Origin of the sequence: Kribbella sp. NBC_01245, assembly GCF_036226525.1 — a bacterium.
Classification (GTDB): Bacteria; Actinomycetota; Actinomycetes; order Propionibacteriales; family Kribbellaceae; genus Kribbella.
Genome location: NZ_CP108487.1, coordinates 6642811 through 6661845 on the forward strand (window position 1 = coordinate 6642811; position 19035 = coordinate 6661845).

Consider the following 19035-nt stretch of genomic DNA (forward strand, 5'->3'; position numbering starts at 1 on the left):
TGCTCCTCTTGAGTTGCGGATCTCTACGTGGCGACAGCGCAGAACGATCTAACTGACGAACCCGGAACGCTAGTTATGTACCCGGCTATTGTCAATGGTCGGTTAGGGTGTGGCTATGACTGAGCAGGAAGGCGCAGCGGCGCCGTTGCCGCTGCGTGGAGTCGAGGAGTTCATCAACACCCGCCGCGCAGACGGCGACGACATCGCCGCTCCGGCCCAACTGGCGCACTGGCTGCACGCCCGAGGTCTGCTGCCCGCCGACACGGTGGTCAACGCCGAGCAACGCGACCGCGCCGAAACCGTCCGTGAAGGACTGCGGGCGCTCATCGCCGACAACAACGCTCCACCCGTTGCCAGCCCGCGGCCGGATGGCCTCGACCCCGCCGCCCGCACCAGCCTTGCCCAGCTCGCTCGCCAACTCCCCCTGGTGCTCGACCTCACCACGCATCCACCGCGGCTCGCCCCGAACGGGCTGGACCCAGTCGACAACGCGCTCGCCACGCTGCTCGGCGTTGTCGCCGACGCCGTGGCCGCCGGGACCTGGAGCAGGCTCAAGGCCTGCCGGGAGCCCAGCTGTCGATGGGCGTTCTACGACCACTCCCGCAACCGCCGCCGTACCTGGTGCTCCATGGAGCTCTGCGGCAATCGGGCCAAAGCGCGCGCCTCCCACCACCGAAAGACATCCCGCAGCCCTAACAGCAGCGCGGCCCGCCCGGAAGTCGATTCCCGCTAGGCCCCCAAGCTCCGCAGAGCGCCCCATCCGGACCCGATCCGGGCGGGGCGCTGTTGCGTTGTCACGGTCGCCGGCCTCGATTCGGCCAGGAGTTCCGCAACGGAAAGGGCTTCCCGGGGTATTGCGAAGGGATCTTCAATAAGTTAATTTAAGCCCTGAAATTTCCCCCCGTGATCGATCGGTAACTAGGGGTCGCATGCGCATCAAAACCAGACTTGTCGCCGGATTGCTGACCGGCGCGCTCGCGGTGGGTCATCCCGTCAGCGCACCGGCGACCACTGCTCCCGACCTGGCCTATCAGGACAGTCGGCGTCCGATCCAGGTGCGCGTAAGCGACCTGATGAGCCGGATGACGCTGGACGAGAAGCTTGGGCAGATGATTCAGGCCGAGCGGCTCGGCATCGGTGATCCCGTCGACATTGCGACGTACGGCGTGGGGTCGTTGCTCTCAGGCGGCAGTTCGCAGCCGACACCGAATACGCCGCAGGCCTGGGCCGACATGTACGACGGATTCCAGCGTCAGGCCCTGGCCTCGCGGCTCGGGATTCCGCTGATCTACGGCGTTGACGCGGTGCACGGGCACAACGGCGTGTACGGCGCGACGGTCTTCCCGCACAACATCGGCCTCGGCGCGACCCGGAATCCGCGACTGGCCGAGCGGATCGGCGTGGTCACGGCCAAGGAGGTCGCGGGCACGGGCATCGACTGGAACTTCGCGCCCTGCCTGTGCGTGGTGCGGAACGACCGCTGGGGCCGTACGTACGAGTCGTTCGGCGAGGTGCCGCAGCTCGCGTCATCGCTGAGCACGATCGTCACCGGTATGCAGGGGCGCCGCCTGAGTGACCCGGCCTCGGTGCTCGCGACGGCCAAGCACTATGTCGGCGACGGCGGCACGCTGAACGGCAAGGACCAGGGCGAGACCAACATCAGCGAGGCCGAGCTGCGGGCGATCCACCTCGAGCCGTTCCGGACGGCCGTGCGTAAGGGCGTCGGCTCGGTGATGATCTCGTACTCGAGTTTCAACGGGGTCAAGCTGCACGCCAACTCGTACCTGATCAACGAGGTGCTGAAAGGTGAACTCGGCTTCAAGGGCATCGTCGTATCGGACTACAACGGCATCGACAAGATCGACGGGCAGCCCGGGTTCACGCCCGCGGAGGTGACGGCCTCGATCAACGCCGGCATGGACATGATCATGGTGCCGTTCGCGTGGAAGGCGTTCATCGACACGATGCGCACGGAGGTTCAGGCCGGGCTCATCGCGGTCTCCAGGATCGACGACGCGAACCGGCGGATCCTGACGAAGAAGTTCGAGCTCGGGCTGTTCGAGAAACCGTTCACCGATCGGCGATTGACGGCCACCATCGGCAGCAAACCGCATCGCGAGCTGGCGCGTCAGGCCGTACGCGAATCCCAGGTATTGCTGAAGAACCACGGCCGCGTGCTGCCGCTGGACAAGTCGCGCAACCGGATCTTCGTCGCGGGCAAGAACGCGGACGATATCGGTAACCAGGCCGGCGGCTGGACCGTCGGCTGGCAAGGTGCGAGTGGCCCGACCACCATCGGAACCACCATCCTGCAGGGAATTCGGCAGACAGTTCGCGCATCGACGACCGTTGCCTATAGCAAGGACGGCACCGGCATCGACAAGTCGTACGACGTGGCCGTGGCGGTCATCGGGGAGACGCCGTACGCCGAAGGTAAGGGGGATCGGCCGCTGGGGATGGGGTTGGACCAGGCCGATCTCGAGACGCTCGCCCGGTTGGAGGCCAGCGGCGTACCGGTTGTGGTGGTGCTGGTCTCGGGTCGTCCGCTGGAGATCGCCGAGCATTTGCCGAAGTGGGCCGGGCTGATCGAGGCCTGGCTGCCTGGTACGGAAGGCCAGGGGGTGGCCGACGTGCTCTTCGGTGACTACAACCCGACCGGGAAGTTGCCGGTCACCTGGATGCGCAGCGTCGCACAGCAACCCATCAACGTCGGCGACGGGCAGACGCCGCTGTTCCCCTTCGGTTTCGGACTCCGCTATCGCCCTTAGGAAGGATCCGCCCATGCTCGCCGCCCGCAAGAGCCTGATCGCCCGAATCCTCGCATTACTCGTCGTCTGCGGTTGCCTGGTCACCGGCAACGCCTTTGCCCGGGATACCCGGGAAGTGGCGCCTGCTTTCAACGTGATCGCCTTCTACCACGGCACTTGGGATGCCGCGCACATCGATTTCGTGAAGGAGGCGAACCAGAAATTCCCGCAGTTCGCCGCGCAGCACAACTTCACCTACACCGCGACGACGAACTGGGAATTGCTGAACAACCTCAGTGCCTCCCAGTACCAGGTGGTGATGTTCCTCGACGATTCGCCGGGGACCGCGTCGCAGCGGACTGGATTCCAGCGCTATATGGAGAATGGCGGCGGCTTCTTCGGCTTCCACGTCTCGGCGTTCAATACCAACAGCGGCAACTGGCCGTGGTACTTCAGTACGTTGCTCGGCACCGGCACGTTCCGCAACAACACGTGGGGCCCGACGGCGGTGAACCTGAAGGTGGAGAACCGTCCGCACGCCTCGACGGCGAACCTGCCGAACACGTTCCGGTCGTCGGTGAGCGAGTGGTACAGCTGGACCAACGACCTGCGCAACAACGCGAATATCAGCATCCTGGCGTCGATCGATCCCGGCAGCTTCCCGGTCGGCACGGACCCGAACCAGACCTGGTACAGCGGGTATTACCCGATCATCTGGACCAACAAGAACTTCAAGATGATCTACGCCAACTTCGGGCACAACGCGATGAACTACGACACCAACACCCGGCTGTCGTCGACGTTCGAGAGTGCCACGCAGAACCAGTTCATGGTCGACGCGCTGAAGTGGCTCGGCGGTGGCGGCGGCACGGTTCCGCCGGTCGACCAGCCGAACCCCGCCGCCTGGTATTCCGTTGCGAATAAGGCGAATGGCAAGTGCGTCGATGCTCGCGCGGCCGGGATTGCGAATGGGACCGTCATCCAGCAGTACGCGTGCAACGGATCGATGGCCCAGCAATTCCAGTTCGCGACGACCTCGGACGGCTTTACGCGAGTGAACTATCGCAACGACGCCACGAAGGTCATCGACGTCAGTGGCGTTTCGACGGCCGATAACGCCGGGCTGCACCTTTGGGCGTACGGCGGTGGAAACAACCAGCAGTGGAAGGCCGTGTCCGAGGGTGGTGGCTACTTCCACTTCGTTGCCCGTCACAGCAACAAGTGCCTCACAGTCCCGAACGGCTCGACCGCTGACAGCGTGCAGTTGGTCCAGCTCACCTGCAATGGCAGTGCGGCTCAGTCGTTCCGCCTGACGCAGGTATAAAGCCCTTGCGCCCGAGGAGTCTCGGCTCTTCGGGCGCAAGAGGGCTTTAAAACAAGCGATCCACGTTAGGCGATGACGGCCTGGCGGCTGCGGCCGAGGGCGAAGGCGAAGGCTGCGGTGGGGAAGAACATGATGATGCCGTAGACCGCCACGGGGATCGACATCTCGCTGTTGTTCAGCAGGGCAGGGCTCAGGGCGATGGTGAGCGCGAGGGTGGCGTTGTGGATGCCGATCTCCATCGAGCACGCGATGGCCTGAGGTTCACCGAGCCGGGCGAGGCGTGGTACGGCGTACCCGATGAAGAGGCTGAGGACGTTGAGAAGTAGAGCTGCGAGTCCTACTTCGGCCAAGTAACCCAGGAAGTTGTCCCGCTCGGTGTAGATGGCCGCGAAGATCACTAGCGCCAGTACGACGGCGGAGCCGATCTTGACCGGTCTGGCCATCAGTTCCGCGAAGGCCGGCCGCCGTCGGCGTATGAACATCCCGAGTGCCACAGGGATCAGGACGATCGCGAAGACCTGCAACATCTTTGCCGGCTGCAGACCGATCTGGCCGTCGCCGAGGAAGTGCGCGAGGGACAGGTTCACCACGATCGGCAGGGTGACGACGGCCAGTACGGAGTTCACCGCGGTCAGGGTGACGTTGAGCGCGACATCTCCGCCGGCGAGATGGCTGAACAGGTTTGCCGTCGTACCGCCGGGGGAAGCGACCAGCAGCATCATGCCGACGGCCAGGGCCGGTGCCAGCCCGAGCATCTTGACCATGCCGAAGCAGATCAGCGGCAGCAGGATCACCTGACAGCCGAGGGCGATCAGCACGGCCTTCGGCATCCGGGCGACCCGGGCGAAGTCGGCCACGGTCAGCGTCAGGCCGAGGCCGAGCATGATGATGGCCAGCGCGATCGGCAACAGCACCGAGGTGAGTACGGAGTCGGACAAGGATCAGCTCCCGGGTTTCGACCCCCGAGTTGGTCGGATGACCAAGAGTGGCAGGGGTGGTCAGGCTCGGCAATAGCTCTGTCGAATGTCGGTGCTCTGTATTACCTTGCCGGGCATGAGGATCCTGCGCCCCACCGCCCTAGCGGCCGGAGTACTACTGATATCGAGCCTGACATTACCCGCACAGGGCGGTGGAGGGCCGTCATATGAGTGGGAGTTGACGCCAACCGGCAGTGCGTCGCAGTTCCGTGGGCTTGCCGCGGTCAGCGCGGACGTGGCGTGGGTTGCCGGCAGCAAGGGCCAGATCCTGCGCACGGTCAACGGCGGCAAGAACTGGGCCAACGTGAGCCCGGCCGGTGCCGAGACGCTGCTGTTCCGCGATATCGAGGCCTTCGACTCCGAGCGCGCGGTGGCCCTGTCCATCGGCCCGGGGGAGGACTCGCGCGTGCTGCGGACGGCCGACGGCGGCAAGACCTGGACCGAGACCTTCAAGAACCTGGACCCCGTCGCGTTCTACGACTGCCTCGACTTCAACGACAGCCGCCACGGTCTGGCCCTGAGTGACCCGGTCGACGGCAAGTTCCGCATTCTCGAGACGCACGACGGCGGCAAGAAGTGGTCCGTCCAGTCGACCAAGGGCATGCCGGCCGCGCTGCCGGGCGAGTTCGCCTTCGCCGCCAGCGGGACCTGCCTGGTCGCCGGGCCCGGGCGGATGGCGTGGTTCGCGACTGGTGGCGCCGACCGCCCGCGTGTGTTCCGGACGTACGACGGCGGCCGGAATTGGAAGGTGACGGACTCCCCGATGGGCAGTGGTGCCGCGGCCGGGATCTTCTCGCTGGCGCTGCGCGGTCCGTTGCACGCGGTCGCGGTCGGTGGCGACTTCCTCAAGCCGGACGACGCGGTCAAGGCGGCATCGGTGACGCGCGATGGTGGCAAGACGTGGAAGCTCGTGCCGGACGATCAGGCCCCGGCCGGGTATCGCTCGGGCTCGGCGTTCCTGCCGCATACGGGTCAGACCGTGGTCGCCGTTGGCCCGTCCGGTAGCGATGTCAGCTATGACGGTGGGGAGAGCTGGCACCAGTTCGACGAGGGCAGCTTCGACAGCGTCGAGTGCGCCCGCACCGGCTGGCGAACCGCCTGCTGGGCGTCTGGAATCAACGGCCGGGTCGCCAAGCTCGTTCGCTAGTTTGAGGCCGTGTCGCGGGAGGTTTTCCTTCCGCGACACGTTCTCGTGGTGCCGGGTTCGCCGAGGCGGCCAACGATGGGCCGATGCGCAGATTCCCCCTTCTTGCAGTGCTCACTGCTTTGCTGATGATCGTGCCGTCCACAGCCTCTGCCGAGGTCCGGTCGATCCGGGTCATGACCTACAACATCCATCACGCCCAGGGCGTCGACGGCGTTCTCGACCTGGAGCGGATCGCCCAGGTGATCGAGACCTCCCACGCCGACGTGATCGGCCTGCAGGAGGTCGACCGGCACTGGAGCGAACGCAGCAACTGGGTCGACCAGTCCGCCTGGCTGGCCGACCGACTCGACCTGCATGTCACGTACGCCGCGAACCTGGACCTCGATCCGCTGACGCCGGGTGCGCCTCGACGTCAATACGGTACGGCGATCCTGTCGCGCTACCCGATCCGTGCCTCCGGCAACACGTTGCTGCCGAAGTACCCGGGGCAGGAGCAGCGCGGATTGCTCGAGGCAACGATCAAGGTCCGCGGCCGCGAGCTCCGCGTCGCCAACACACACCTGACCCACAACAACGACGCGGAACGCCAGGAACAGGCTGATCGCGTCGCCGCCACGCTCGGCTCGTCGTTGCGATCGACCCTGCTGATCGGAGACCTCAACGCCGTACCGACTGCCAAGCCGATCACGACGTTGACGTCCATCCTCACCGACACCTGGCCGGTGGTGGGGGTTGGCCCCGGCTACACGATCGAGGCTGAGAAGCCGACCAAGCGGATCGACTATTTGTTGCACGGCTCGGCCCTCACCCCGCGCGCGGCTGAGGTCGTCTCCACCCTTGCCTCCGACCATTTGCCGGTTGTGGCGACGTACACCTTCAACTGACCGCACCACCCGTTTCAGCCGCCGTCCTGCCGCTTGTTGGCAGGGCGGCGGATTTTGTTGCCGGTGGCCCGGGAGTCGGTGGTTGCCGCGGGCATCTGGTTCGAGGGGTCGGGAATTACATTGGTGTAATTGTCAAGGTGACACACCGAGATACGCATGTTAATTGTGGGGAAAGTGTTCCCATTGGGGCTGAAGGCAACTAGTGTCGCCCATGTGGTTCTTGAGCACCAAAAGAGCGCGAAGCCTGGGGAAGGGATTCGCGCCCGGCGAAAGGTGAGCGGCATGCGGACGGTCACGGGGGCGCGTTCCGGCAGGGTCGGCAGACATGTGCTCGCGGGGGTTCTCGCGATCTCGATGACGGGGTCGATGGCGCTCACGGTGGTGCCGGCGTACGGCGATCCGACGCCGCCGGTGATCCCGTCACAGGGCGAGGTGGACGCGGCGAAGAAGGCCGCCGCCGCGAAGGCCGCGCAGGTTGCCGCGATCGAGCAACGACTCGCGGGAGCCACTGATCGGCTCGAGCTGCTGGGCCAGGTGGCCGAGCGGGCCGCCGAGGCGTACAACGGAGCCGTCTACAAGCTGGGTCTGGCCAAGGCCGACGCGAAGGCTGCCGCCGAGCGAGCGCAGAAGGCCGAGCGGACGCTGGACGCACAGCGCCGGCAGATCGGCCGGTTCGCCGCCGCGTCGTACCAGGGTGGTGGTGAGCTCGCGCAGGTCGCGCCACTGTTCCGGGTGGACGGGCCGCAGGAGTTGCTCGACTCGGCCGGGGCCAACCGGTCGATCTCGTCCGCGATGCAAGCGTCGTACCTGAGGTATTCGGCGACGCAGCTCGTGCGGAACGCCTTCCGGTTGCAGGCCGCGGAAGCGCTCAAGCGGGTGGCCGCGGCTACCCGGGCGGCCGCCGTGGCGAAGGCGCAGGCGGAGGCGGCGCAGCGTTCGCAGGCAGCTGCGGTTTCGGCGATGGGCGTTGAGCGCAAGTCACAGATCACGCAGCTCGCGAAGCTGCGGCAAACGTCGTACCAAGTGGCCGAGCAGCGGCAGAACGGGCTCGAGGAGTTGGCACGCCAGCGCGCTGCCGCCGAGGCCGCGCGTAAGGCGGAAGAGCTGCGCATGCGGGCGGCGGCGAAGGCGGCTGCCGAGGCGGCCGAGCGTGCTGCCGAGGCGGCGAAGCAGGCCAGCCGGGCCAAGGCCGAGCGTGCCCGGAAGGCGGCCGAGCGGGCGGAGCAGGCGGCCAAGCGGGCTCGCGAGGCGAAGACGCGGGCCGAGCGGGAGAAGGCGGCGCGCGAAGCCGAGGAGGCCGCGCGCCAGGCCGAGAAGGAAGCCGGTCGCGGGGGTAATGACGACGATGAGCCGGGTCGTTCGGGCATCGCGGGCGTGATCGACTTCGCTCGCGCTCAGCTGGGCGAGCCGTATGTCTGGGGTGCCGAAGGCCCGAGCTCGTGGGATTGCTCGGGGCTGACGATGAAGGCGTGGGCGCGAGCTGGTGTGCAGCTACCGCACTACAGCGTCGCGCAGTACGAGCAGGTCCGGAAGATCTCCGAGGACGAGCTTCGTCCGGGCGACCTGATCTTCTGGTCCGAGGACGCCGACGACCCGGGCACGATCTTCCACGTCGCGCTGTACATCGGCGAAGGCCGGATGATCCACGCGCCGCGAACTGGTCGTCCGGTCCGGATCGACAGCGTCTACTACTGGGAAGCCCCCGACTTCTTCGGCCGTCCCTAACCTTGGCTGCGGCTACCAGCGGGTGGTCAGGTCGGTTGGGTCCGCGGTCAGCGTGGTGGTGAGAGCCGGGTTGCTCGCTGGGCAGCGGGTGCCGTCGGCCGGGATCGTGAGGTCCAGCAGGTAGGCGTCGACGGCCGCGCGGGTGCAGGTATTGCGGGTGTAGGCGACGTGTCCCGCGCCCTCATAGGTGACGAGAACCGCGGTGTCACCTAGCTGCCGTTTGACGTTCTCCGCCCAGGCGTAACCCGTCGCGGGATCGTGGACGCCGTTGAGCATCAGGATCTTGGGCGCGCCGATGACCTTGAGCGGGTGCTGCGGGTTGTTGACCTTGCCGGGCCGGCCGACGCACTGGGTGGACGACGCGAGGGCGATGACGGACGCACGCATCCCGGGGGCTTCCTTGCGGGTGGCCTGGTAGAGCCGGTCCAGCTCGTCGTACGTCTTGATCGGCACGGCCCAGTCCTGGCAGAACTGCGGGCGCACGTCTTCCACCAGGTCCGTACTAAGAGACCTGAAAGCCGGGACGCCGGTGTTGAGGGAGGCGAGCAGCTTGCCGAGCTCGACCCAGCGCGGCCGGTTGAAGTAGAACTGGGTGACGTCGAGCAGATCCCAGTTGCTGATCGGCCTGCCGTCGGCTGGGTCGGCCAGAGTGCCGGCATCGGCCCGCCGGAGCAGATCGGCGAAGACCGCCTTCACGTCCTCGCCGTGCAGCTCGCAGTTGGCCGATTGGTTGCACCAGGCAACGAATTGGTTGTACGAGTCCTCGGCGAAAGCGCTGTCGGAGCGGATGAAACGGTCGATGTCGAGGCTGTGGTCCATGTTGCCGTCGTTGACCATGGCGCGGATCCGGCCGGGGAACAACTCGGCGTACATCTGGCCCATCAACGTGCCGTACGAAGCGCCGTACCAGTTGAGTTTTTCGGCACCCAGCGCGGCGCGAACGGCGTCGACGTCCCGCGCGACCGAGCGCGAGTCGACGTGATCGAACAGCGGACCGGTCTCCCGCCGGCAGTCGGCCGCGAGCTGCCGGTTGAACGCGACCAGCTCGGCGAACTCGGCCGCGTTACCCGGCATGATCCGGTTACCCGGCTGGTTCATCGCGGCGGCCGTGCACACCACCGGATGGCTGCGGGCCACTCCGCGCGGGTCGATGCCGATGATGTCGAAGCTCTGCAGGAGGGCCGGGCTGAACCGGGCGGGCGCCGACAGCGTCATCGAAACGCCGGAGCCGCCCGGGCCGCCGGGGTTGATGAAGAGCGGGCCCTTGCTCACACCGGTCGCCGCGCGTCGCGCGAGAGCCAGCTCGAACAACGGGCCGCCGGGTTTCGACCAGTCCACCGGCAGTTTGATCGTGCCGCACTGGACGGCCGCGTCCTCGGGGCAAGGTTTCCAGGTGATCACTCTCTTCTCGTCGGCGGGAGCCGCAAAAGAAGGCGCGGTGAGCAAGGTGGCAAGGCACAGCAATGCCCCCACTAAAGCCAGGCCGATCCGTCGCATGTCCAGAACCCCGATCCCCGCTGACAAAACTGACGGATCGAACCCTAGCGAGGCCCTAGGACAATTTCCCGCACGGAGCCGGAACCTGCAGCAAGCTGCAAATCAGATGTAAGGCAACACGCCGAAGAGCACGATCAACCCGCAGATCGCCAGGTTGATCCATCGATGCTCGACCAGAATCGCCACGAACTCGCGAATCGTCGCGCTCGGCCAGAAGTACGCCGCCGTCGGCGACCCGATCACCTGACCGTTCACGCCGGCCTTCCGCGCCATCAGCGCCGCCCGCATGACGTGGAAGTTGTTCGTCACCACCACGCAGCGATAGGAAGGCCGCAGCTCCGTCATGATCTTCCGGCTGAACGTCAGGTTCTCCATCGTCGTGGTCGACTTCTCCTCACGCATCACCAACTCGGCCGGGAAATCGCGCGCGATCAGGTAGTCCGCCATCGCCACCGATTCCGGCACGTCCTCGCCCGGTCCCTGACCACCCGACGTGATGAGGATCGGCTGCCGCCCGCGCTCCACCTCCTCGTCGTACGCCTTCCGGGCCCGGTCGAGACGGCTTGCCAGCAAGGGCGGAACGCGTGAACCGCGGAGGCCCGAGCCGAGCACCACGATGAAGTCGACGGCCTGGCGGTGCGGGATCCGCCCGTACACGATCGAGTAGAGCAGGAAGCAGAAGAAGACCAGCGAGAGATAAGCCAGTACGCCGTTGATGATCGTGTCGAAGGCGAGCAGCGGTTCCCAGTCGAGCCAACGCACCAGCGCGCTGAGGACGAACAGCCCGATCATCAGGAGACCGGCGGCGAGGGAGAGCAGGTTCGCCGGGCGGCGGCCTTCGCGTCGCAACATCAGTACGCCATTCGCCACGAGCAGCACGGGCAGCGCGAGCACGGCCAGGAAAACCGCGAGCAGGCCAACGATCACGATCACCGCAGTGGCCTGCTGGGAGATGTTGCCCAGCACAACGAGTACGCCGATACCGGTGAAGGCCAGCGTGATGGCGAGGTAGAAACCGTTGCGCAGCAGGCGCCGGTCCCGCCGGAAGCTGCGGACGAAGATCAGCAGCCAGATCGCCGCGATCGCGAAGGTGATGGCTGCTGGAAGCACGCCCATCATCCAACCACGGCAGGTCCGGATTGTGCATTCATTCGTCGGAATCCGCCCTCACAGCTCAGCGGACCCGCATAGGCAGGCGGCGGCTGAGGGCGGATTCCGACGAATGAATGCACAATCCGGACCCCCTCCTTACTTAAGGCCGCGAGGCCCTTCGAGCGAGTCGATGAACAGGCCCTCCGCGTGCGCGGGCGCTGCCGCCCGGGCAGCCTGAGCCGCCTTGCGGGTCGCGTCGGCCGAGGCCTTCACGTCGACGCCAGCCTCCTTGGCGCCCTCGGCCACGGCCGCGTAGGCCTGGCCGGCGAAGACGCGCGCCAGGCTGTACTCGTGCTTGGCGAAGGCCGCCTCGGCCAGGGCGATCAGGACGTCCGCGCGCAGCAGTTCGTCGTACGCGCGAGCGGCGTTCGGCGCGGCCAGTGCCTCGGCGGCGAGCCGGTTGGCCGCCTCGTTCAGCGCGGCGGTCTGGAACCGCTCCATGTTGTCCCGGTCGAACTGGCTGAAGTCCCAGTTCAGGTCGATGTAGCTCATCATCGAGTTCGACTGGTCACCGAGCCACGCGAAGAACGTGTCACCGGACGGGCCGAAGTCCGCGCCGGCGGTGCTGTCATAACCGTCGTGCGGGTGCGACAAGCCGACGTGGTGACCGACCTCGTGAATGATCGTGGTGGTCAGGCCGTAGCCGGACGACACGACATCAGGCGAGATGAAGTTGAAGACGTAGCTCTGCGTTCCGTCGGTGTAGTTGTCGTCTGCGAAACCAAGAGCCGGTACGTCGACGCCCGGGCCTACTGCGTAGTTGAAGATCGGCAGCTCGTAGTCGACCTTGCCCTGGTCATCCTGCGTCCTGGCCAAGTCACGCTTGTTCTGCAGGAAGAGGTTCGCAAAAGCGGGCAGACCCGTCTCTGGGAAACAGGAGACGCCAGTGAGCAGCCCTTCGTAACAGGTCTTCGCGTCGCCGGTGTACGGCAGGTCCTGGTCGTCGTAGCTGAGCTTGTTGCGCGGCAGGAGCTCGCCCAGCTCTGCCTTGACCAGAGGCGGCTTGATGTACGTCTTGTTCGCGTCTACGCCCGGCCAGCCCTCGTAGGTGTTGCTGTCGAGGTCGACCGTTCGCGACGGCTCATCCGTCGGCAGCTCCACCGGGTACAAAGGAGAGCTCGTGAACAACAGGTCCAACGCGACGAAGCGGACGATCTTCGCGAGATCACCAGTCAGCTCGGACGGCTTGCGATAGCCGTTGGCGGCGTACTCCCAGGCAACCGGGATGCGGTAGTCGGGCTCGTCGTCGCCATCCAGGTCGGCGTCATCGACGTTCCAGCTGCCAGTGCTCGCATTGGGCCCGGCGGACAGGTCGTGGAACCAGACCCGGCGCGTGCTGCCGAGACCGTTCTCCTCGTCGTTGGCCGTCGTACCGCCCCAGGCCACCAGCTTGCGGCTGGCGCGGACCTGGCCGAAGTTGTAGCCGGTGTCCGGGTCGGGCTCGTTCGTCTTGGTGTAGACGTGGTACTTGAAGTCGGACCGGCCGTACCAGTTGATCAGGAACACCGTGTTGCGACGGGTGTCCACGCCGGTCGGCGGGTTCAGCGCGAGCCACTTCTCCACGGTCGGCGCGTCGATCTCGTGGTTCGCCGTGACGTCGCGGACGTTCTTGGTCTGGTCGTTGTAGTCCTGCTGGAACGAGTTCACGGCGGCCGGCTTGGCCAGCTTCGTGAGCTGCTGGAAGAACTTGTTCTCGTACGACTTGTCCGCGACCTTCACGCGGTAGTCGTAGCTGTAGCGAATGCCGAGCTTCTCGGTGACGCCGTAGTTGAGCCGGGAGCGGACCACCGGCTCGTACTTCTTCGGCAGGTCCCGGCTGAAGGCGCCCAGGTTCACCTGGTCGCGGCCGTAGCCGAGGAACACCACGTTGACGGGCAGCTTCTCGGTCAGTTTCGGCTGGCCGCCGGGCTGCAGGTGGCGGAACGGCGGCGGTGGTGCGCTATTGGCGGTGGTCGCCGGAACGAGGCCTGCGGCAACTACTGCGACCGCAACCCCTACGAGACCGGCTAGACGGGTCCGTCTCATCAAAAATCCCCTCCTCACAAGGTGACCGCGATCCTGCCAGGGATCGGGTCCTTGTGGAGAGGGGATTTGCAGCTAGCTGTCAGTGGCCGTGCGTCTTGAGGCGCTCGAAGGATGCGGTGATCTCGAGCTCGGCGTCGGTGCGGCCGACCCACTTGGCGCCCTCGACCGACTTGCCCGGCTCCAGGTCCTTGTAGACCTCGAAGAAGTGCTGGATCTCCAGCCGGTCGAACTCCGGCAGGTGGTGGATGTCGCGCAGGTGCTCCTGGCGCGGGTCGCCGGCGGGCACGCAGATGACCTTGTCGTCCGGTCCCTTCTCGTCGGTCATCCGGAACATACCGACCGCGCGGGCCTTGATCAGGCAGCCCGGGAACGTCGGCTCGGGCAACAGCACGAGCGCGTCCAGCGGATCACCGTCCTGCCCGAGGGTCTCCTCGATGAAGCCGTAGTCGGCCGGATACTGGGTCGAGGTGAACAAGGTCCGGTCGAGCCGGATCCGGTTCGTCTCGTGATCCAGCTCGTACTTGTTGCGGCAGCCCTTGGGGATCTCGATGAAGACGTCGAACTCCATGCGGAAGATACTGTCACGGTTCCGACCTCACGATTGACAGGAGATGCCCGGTGAACCGCTCCCACCGTGCGGCGTACGTCACCCTCGCGGGCTGCGTCGCCCTGACCACGGTGCCCGGCGCACAGGCCGTCCCTGTCTCGTCACACAAAGTCACGACCGTGCTGGCCGCTCCGCCGGTGCTGGCGCCGGCGAAGACCGAGGGCGCCGCGCCGACGCCAGCCGGTATACAGAAAGCGCTGGCCGCCGCGTTGTCCGATCCGTCGCTGGGCAAGCACGCGGGCGCACTGGTGTACGACGTATCGCGCGAGCGGCAGCTGTTCGCCAAGGGCGCGGGTACGACGTTCACCCCGGCCTCGACGATGAAGGTGCTGACCACGGTGTCGGCGCTGGCCGCGCTCGGGCCGGATCACAAGTTCACGACCAAGGTGGTGAGCACAGGTGGTACCAACCTCGTGCTGGTCGGTGGTGGCGATCCGCTGCTCGCCTCGCGTAAGCCGAAGGCTGCTTATCCCAAGGTGGCGACGCTGCCGGAGCTGGCTGCCGCGACCGCGAAGGCGCTGAAGGCCAAGGGCGTCCGCAGCGTCACCCTCGGGTACGACGCTTCGCTCTTCTCCGGGCCGGCGATCAACCACAAGTGGCAGCCCAACTACGTGCCCGAGGGGATCGCGGGTCCGACCTCGGCGCTCTGGGTCGACGAGGGCCGGCTGACGCCGGGGATGGCCAAACGAGCCGCTTCGCCGTCGCAGGACGCGGCCCGTCGGTTTGTCGCGGCGCTGGCTTCGTTTGGGATCAAGGGCCGTCTGGGCAAAGCGACGAAGGCGCCCGCCTCGGCGGCACTGGTCGCGCAGGTCAAGTCGCCGCCGCTCTCGGTCGTCGCGGGGTACGTGAACCTGCATAGCGACAACGACGGCGCCGAGGTCCTGCTCCGGCATATCGGGCTCGCGGTGCGCAAGGAAGGCTCGTACCAAGGCGGTATCGCGGGGATGCGGACGACGCTGACCCGGCTCGGCGTGACCCTCGGCAACGCCCGGTTCGAGGACGGCAGCGGCCTGTCCCGGACGAACGCCGTACCGCTGTCGGTGCTCGGGAGCGCCATCCGGTTGGGGGCGGATCCCGATCGGCCGGAATTGCGTTCGTTGCTGCCGGGGCTGCCGGTGGCCGCGTTCAACGGCAGCCTCGAGGAGCGGTTCGGGACGGCGGGTACGGCGGCCGGTAAGGGGTATGTGCGGGCCAAGACGGGCACGCTTACCGGAGTGCACTCGCTGGCGGGGTTCGTCCGGACCCGCTCGGGCACGATGCTGGCGTTCGTGGTCGCCACGGACACGGCCATGCCGAACAAGCCGTTGGAGGCCCGGGCCGCGCTCGACCGGGCTTCAGCCGCGCTGGCCGCCTGCGGTTGCACTTAGTCCGCCCGGGCTCGTTGTCCGCCCGGCTCGCCTCGCGCGTGTTCATCGGTCCGAATCCGCCCTCTTCGGTTCGCCGATTTGTGACCGTCGGCGATGCTGAGAGAGCGGATTCAGACCGATGAACACAGAACGCGATTAAGGTCGTTACATGGCAGACATGGTGGACTGGCAGCTCGCGACGAACGTGGCGCGCAAGCTGCTGCGGCCCGGCCCGCAGGTCAGCCGCGCCGAGGCGGATCAGGTGGTGGCGGAGCTGCGCCAGTTCGCCGCCGAGTCCGAGCATCACGTGCGCGATTTCACCGGTCTGCAGGCCACTTCGGCCTCGGCGCCGGTGGTCATCGTTGACCGTGGTGGCTGGGTCCAGGCCAACGCGGACGGTTTCCGTACGGTGCTGCAGCCGCTGACCGAGCGGCTCCAGGAGAAGGCCGCGGGCAAGGCCGGTGCGGGCGTCTCGACGGCCGTCGGCTCGCGGGTCAGCGCGGTCGAGGCAGGCGCGCTACTGGCGTTCCTCTCGACCAAGGTGCTCGGCCAGTTCGACCCGTTCTATCCCGCCACGCCCGATCCGGAGCGGCCCGGGTTGACCGGCCGGCTGCTGCTGGTCGCGCCGAACGTGATGCACGTCGAGCGCGAGCTCAAGGTCGACCCGCGGGACTTCCGGCTCTGGGTCTGCCTGCACGAGGAGACGCACCGGGTCCAGTTCACCGCGGTGCCCTGGCTGCGTGACCACCTGCGGGCGGAGATCTCGCTGTTCCTGGATCAGGCCGAGCTGGATCCCTCGGCGTACGCCGCGATGTTCCGGGACGCGTTCCAGAAGCTCGGCCGATCGGCTCGCGGCGAGGAGGAGATCTCCCTCGTCGACCTGTTGCAGTCGCCGGAGCAGCGGGCCGTGCTGGATCGTCTGACCGCGGTGATGTCGCTGCTCGAGGGGCACGCCGATGTCGTCATGGACGGCGTCGGGCCGTCGGTGATCCCGACCGTCGACGTGATCCGCGGCAAGTTCAACGGGCGACGCTCGGGTGGTGGGCTGTTCGATCAGCTGCTGCGCCGGTTGCTCGGGCTCGACGCGAAGATGCGGCAGTACAAGGACGGCGCCGCGTTCGTCCGCCGGGTCGTCGACCGGGTCGGGATGGAAGGCTTCAACCGCGTCTGGACCGGTCCGAACACCCTGCCCACCAAGGCCGAGATCGCCGACCCGGATGCCTGGATCAACCGAGTCCACGGCTGACCCCTCGGGCCCTTCGCGTGCGGCCGGGCCTGACGCCGAGCCTGGGCCTGAGGTCGAGCCTGGGCCTGAGGTCGAGCCCGGGGCGGCGGTCGGGCCTGGGGCGGAGCGGCGCGGGCGGTTGCATCCGGCGGTGGCGCGGGTGCGGTCGGCCGTGCGGGAGATGTTGACCGAGCTCCCGCAGGGTACGACGGTGCTGGTCGCCTGCTCGGGTGGTGCCGACTCGCTCGCCCTCGCGGCGGCGACCGCGTTCGAGGCGCCCAAACTCGGTCTGACCGCTGGTGCCGTCATCGTCGACCACGATCTGCAGGACGGCTCGGCCGAGGTGGCGTCGAAGGCGGCCGACCAGTGCCGCTCGCTCGGGTTGGACCCGGTCCGGCAGGTCCGGGTCGAGGTCTCCGGTGGCGGTGGACCCGAGGCGGCCGCCCGGACTGCGCGGTACGACGCGTTGCGCGCCGCCGCCGAAGAACTCGCGGCCGACGTGATCCTGCTGGCCCACACCCGGGACGACCAGGCCGAAACCGTTCTCCTCGGACTCGCTCGCGGCTCGGGCGCTCGCTCGTTGGCCGGGATGGCGCCGGTCAGCGGGCGATTGCGTAGACCCTTCCTCGACGTCTCCCGCGGTACGACCGTCGCCGCCTGCCTCGCGTCGGGCCTGACGCCGTGGCACGACCCGCACAACGACGACCCGGCTTATACGCGAGTCCGGGTACGGCGCGAGGTGCTGCCGGTGCTGGCCGAGGCGCTCGGGCCGGGGGTGACCGAGGCGCTGGCCCGTACGGCGGGGCTGGTTCGGGCGGATGCCGATGCGCTGGACGCCCTCGCGGCCGAGCTCACCACGGCCGCGGTCCGACGTACGGGCCCTGAAACCTCCGAAATCGACCCAGCAGGTGGCATCGAAGTGCATTGCGAGATCGGTGCTCTCGAAACAGAGCACCAGGCACTTCGGACCCGGGTGCTGCGGCAGGCGGCGATCGACGCGGGCTGCCGGGCGACGGACCTGAGCGCGGCCCACGTGGCGGCAGTGGACGAGCTGATCACCGGCTGGCGCGGGCAGCGCTGGATCGACCTCCCGCAAGGGGTCCGGGCCGTTCGGCGGGCCGGTGCGATCGTGCTCGGCCAAGGTGTGACAGGCTGAGCGCGTGGATGCGCCTGACATCGATAAAGACCTGACCGAGATCCTCGTCACGGAGGAGCAGATCCTCACCCGGCTGCGCGAGATGGCCGAGGAGATCGAGCGCGACTACGAGGGCAAGGACCTGCTCGTCGTCGGGGTGCTCAAGGGCGCCGTGATGGTGATGGCCGACCTGGCCCGCTCGTTCCGCCGGCACGTGGAGATGGACTGGATGGCCGTCTCGTCGTACGGCTCCGGCACCAAGTCCTCCGGTGTGGTCCGGATCCTCAAGGACCTCGACACCGACATCACCAACCGGCACGTGCTGATCGTCGAGGACATCATCGACACCGGTCTGACCCTGACCTGGCTGGTCAGCAACCTGCGCTCGCGCAAACCCGCCTCGGTCGAGATCTGCACCGCCTTCCGCAAGCCCGACGCGGCGAAGATGGCGGTCCCGGTGAAGTACGTCGGCTTCGACCTCCCGGACGAGTTCGTCGTCGGCTACGGCCTCGACTTCGACGAGAAGTACCGCAACCTCCGCTGCGTCGCCACCCTCGCCCCACACGTCTACTCCTGATCCGTGGCCCCGTCCGCGGACGAGGTCAGGCGCGGCGCGGCCGTCTACAGCCGGGCGCTGCTGACCTGGTACGACCTCTTCGTGCTTGGCCTGGCCTGCCGCTTCGTTTGGCGCGCTCCCCGGCCGCTGACGCAGGCCGTCTACGACCGGCACGTCAGTGCGAATCACGTCGAGCTGGGACCCGGCACGGGCTACTTCCTGCGCCGGTCGTCCCGGGCGGACAACCTGAACCGGCTCGCCCTCGTCGATCTCAATGACCAGGTGCTGACCTACGCGAGTCGGCGCTTGGCGGCCTTCCGGCCCGAGACGTACCAGCGGGACGTGCTGCGCCCGCTCGACCTCGACGGCGCCCAGTTTGGCTCCGCCGGCCTGAACTTCCTCCTGCACTGCATCCCCGGCACGATCGCTGAGAAGGCCGTCGTCTTCGACCAACTGGCCGACGTGGTCGAACCAGGCGGCCGCATCTTCGGCAGCACCGTCCTCGGCCCGACCGCCCGCCACAGTTTCGCGGCTCGCCGCCTGCTCACCCGGCTCAACAAGGCAGGCGTCATGCACAACCGCAACGACACCCTCGACGACCTCACCGACGCACTCGCCGCCCGATTCACCAACTACCGCGTCACCCTCCACGGCTCCGTCGCCTACTTCGAGGCAACGCGTCCCTGAT

At 67.2% G+C, this 19035-nt stretch carries 16 protein-coding genes; 11 read left to right on the forward strand and 5 right to left on the reverse strand.

Annotated elements, in window-relative coordinates; genetic code table 11:
* Window positions 1–115: 115 nt before the first annotated feature.
* From OG394_RS30320 to OG394_RS30330, 3 genes are all read left to right on the forward strand, one after another.
* The gene (locus tag OG394_RS30320) at window positions 116–733 is read left to right on the forward strand and encodes a CGNR zinc finger domain-containing protein (protein ID WP_328990569.1); all 618 of its coding nucleotides are present in this window, start codon (window positions 116–118) and stop codon (window positions 731–733) included.
* Window positions 734–929: 196 nt separating this feature from the next.
* Complete coding sequence (locus tag OG394_RS30325; RefSeq protein ID WP_328990570.1) at window positions 930–2768, forward strand: glycoside hydrolase family 3 protein; 1839 nt, start codon at window positions 930–932, stop codon at window positions 2766–2768.
* Between the two features lie 13 nt (window positions 2769–2781).
* Complete coding sequence (locus tag OG394_RS30330) at window positions 2782–4071, forward strand: ThuA domain-containing protein (protein WP_328990571.1); 1290 nt, start codon at window positions 2782–2784, stop codon at window positions 4069–4071.
* A 65-nt stretch (window positions 4072–4136) separates the two neighbouring features.
* On the opposite strand, the gene OG394_RS30335 is transcribed toward OG394_RS30330, so the two are convergent.
* Window positions 4137–5009 carry a bile acid:sodium symporter family protein gene (locus OG394_RS30335; protein ID WP_328990572.1) on the reverse strand — a complete coding sequence of 291 codons (873 nt, stop codon included), beginning with the start codon at window positions 5007–5009 and terminating at the stop codon, window positions 4137–4139.
* A gap of 115 nt (window positions 5010–5124) precedes the next feature.
* Between OG394_RS30335 and OG394_RS30340 the strand changes: the two genes are divergently transcribed.
* The 3 genes from OG394_RS30340 (at window position 5125) to OG394_RS30350 (ending at window position 8804) form a co-directional block, all read left to right on the forward strand.
* A complete protein-coding gene (locus OG394_RS30340) occupies window positions 5125–6195 on the forward strand; it encodes a WD40/YVTN/BNR-like repeat-containing protein (RefSeq protein ID WP_328990573.1) in 1071 nt (356 codons plus the stop codon).
* A gap of 83 nt (window positions 6196–6278) precedes the next feature.
* Window positions 6279–7079 carry an endonuclease/exonuclease/phosphatase family protein gene (locus OG394_RS30345; RefSeq protein ID WP_328990574.1) on the forward strand — a complete coding sequence of 267 codons (801 nt, stop codon included), beginning with the start codon at window positions 6279–6281 and terminating at the stop codon, window positions 7077–7079.
* 282 nt (window positions 7080–7361) lie between these two features.
* The gene (locus OG394_RS30350) at window positions 7362–8804 is read left to right on the forward strand and encodes a C40 family peptidase (RefSeq protein ID WP_328990575.1); all 1443 of its coding nucleotides are present in this window, start codon (window positions 7362–7364) and stop codon (window positions 8802–8804) included.
* 12 nt (window positions 8805–8816) lie between these two features.
* Here the strand turns inward: OG394_RS30350 and OG394_RS30355 are convergent, their stop codons facing one another.
* The 4 genes from OG394_RS30355 to OG394_RS30370 all read right to left on the reverse strand — a co-directional run bounded on the left by OG394_RS30355 (window position 8817) and on the right by OG394_RS30370 (window position 14046).
* On the reverse strand, window positions 8817–10301 hold the full coding sequence (locus tag OG394_RS30355; protein ID WP_328990576.1) for an alpha/beta hydrolase: 1485 nt from the start codon (window positions 10299–10301) through the stop codon (window positions 8817–8819).
* A gap of 102 nt (window positions 10302–10403) precedes the next feature.
* Window positions 10404–11411, reverse strand: a complete 1008-nt coding sequence (locus OG394_RS30360; protein ID WP_328990577.1) for a YdcF family protein — start codon at window positions 11409–11411, stop codon at window positions 10404–10406.
* A 138-nt stretch (window positions 11412–11549) separates the two neighbouring features.
* Complete coding sequence (locus tag OG394_RS30365; protein ID WP_328990578.1) at window positions 11550–13478, reverse strand: hypothetical protein; 1929 nt, start codon at window positions 13476–13478, stop codon at window positions 11550–11552.
* Between the two features lie 79 nt (window positions 13479–13557).
* The gene (locus OG394_RS30370) at window positions 13558–14046 is read right to left on the reverse strand and encodes an inorganic diphosphatase (protein ID WP_328990579.1); all 489 of its coding nucleotides are present in this window, start codon (window positions 14044–14046) and stop codon (window positions 13558–13560) included.
* Between the two features lie 50 nt (window positions 14047–14096).
* Between OG394_RS30370 and dacB the strand changes: the two genes are divergently transcribed.
* From dacB to OG394_RS30395, 5 genes are all read left to right on the forward strand, one after another.
* On the forward strand, window positions 14097–15452 hold the full coding sequence (gene dacB / locus OG394_RS30375) for a D-alanyl-D-alanine carboxypeptidase/D-alanyl-D-alanine endopeptidase (protein ID WP_328990580.1): 1356 nt from the start codon (window positions 14097–14099) through the stop codon (window positions 15450–15452).
* 148 nt (window positions 15453–15600) lie between these two features.
* Complete coding sequence (locus OG394_RS30380) at window positions 15601–16677, forward strand: zinc-dependent metalloprotease (protein ID WP_328990581.1); 1077 nt, start codon at window positions 15601–15603, stop codon at window positions 16675–16677.
* Entirely contained in the window at window positions 16649–17812 is a 1164-nt protein-coding gene (gene tilS, locus OG394_RS30385) for a tRNA lysidine(34) synthetase TilS (RefSeq protein ID WP_328990582.1), read from the forward strand. The genes OG394_RS30380 and tilS overlap by 29 nt, the downstream gene beginning before the upstream one ends.
* Window positions 17813–17816: 4 nt before the next feature.
* Entirely contained in the window at window positions 17817–18368 is a 552-nt protein-coding gene (gene hpt / locus OG394_RS30390) for a hypoxanthine phosphoribosyltransferase (RefSeq protein ID WP_328990583.1), read from the forward strand.
* 3 nt (window positions 18369–18371) lie between these two features.
* On the forward strand, window positions 18372–19034 hold the full coding sequence (locus OG394_RS30395) for a class I SAM-dependent methyltransferase (RefSeq protein WP_328990584.1): 663 nt from the start codon (window positions 18372–18374) through the stop codon (window positions 19032–19034).
* The last annotated feature ends 1 nt before the right edge of the window (window position 19035 follow it).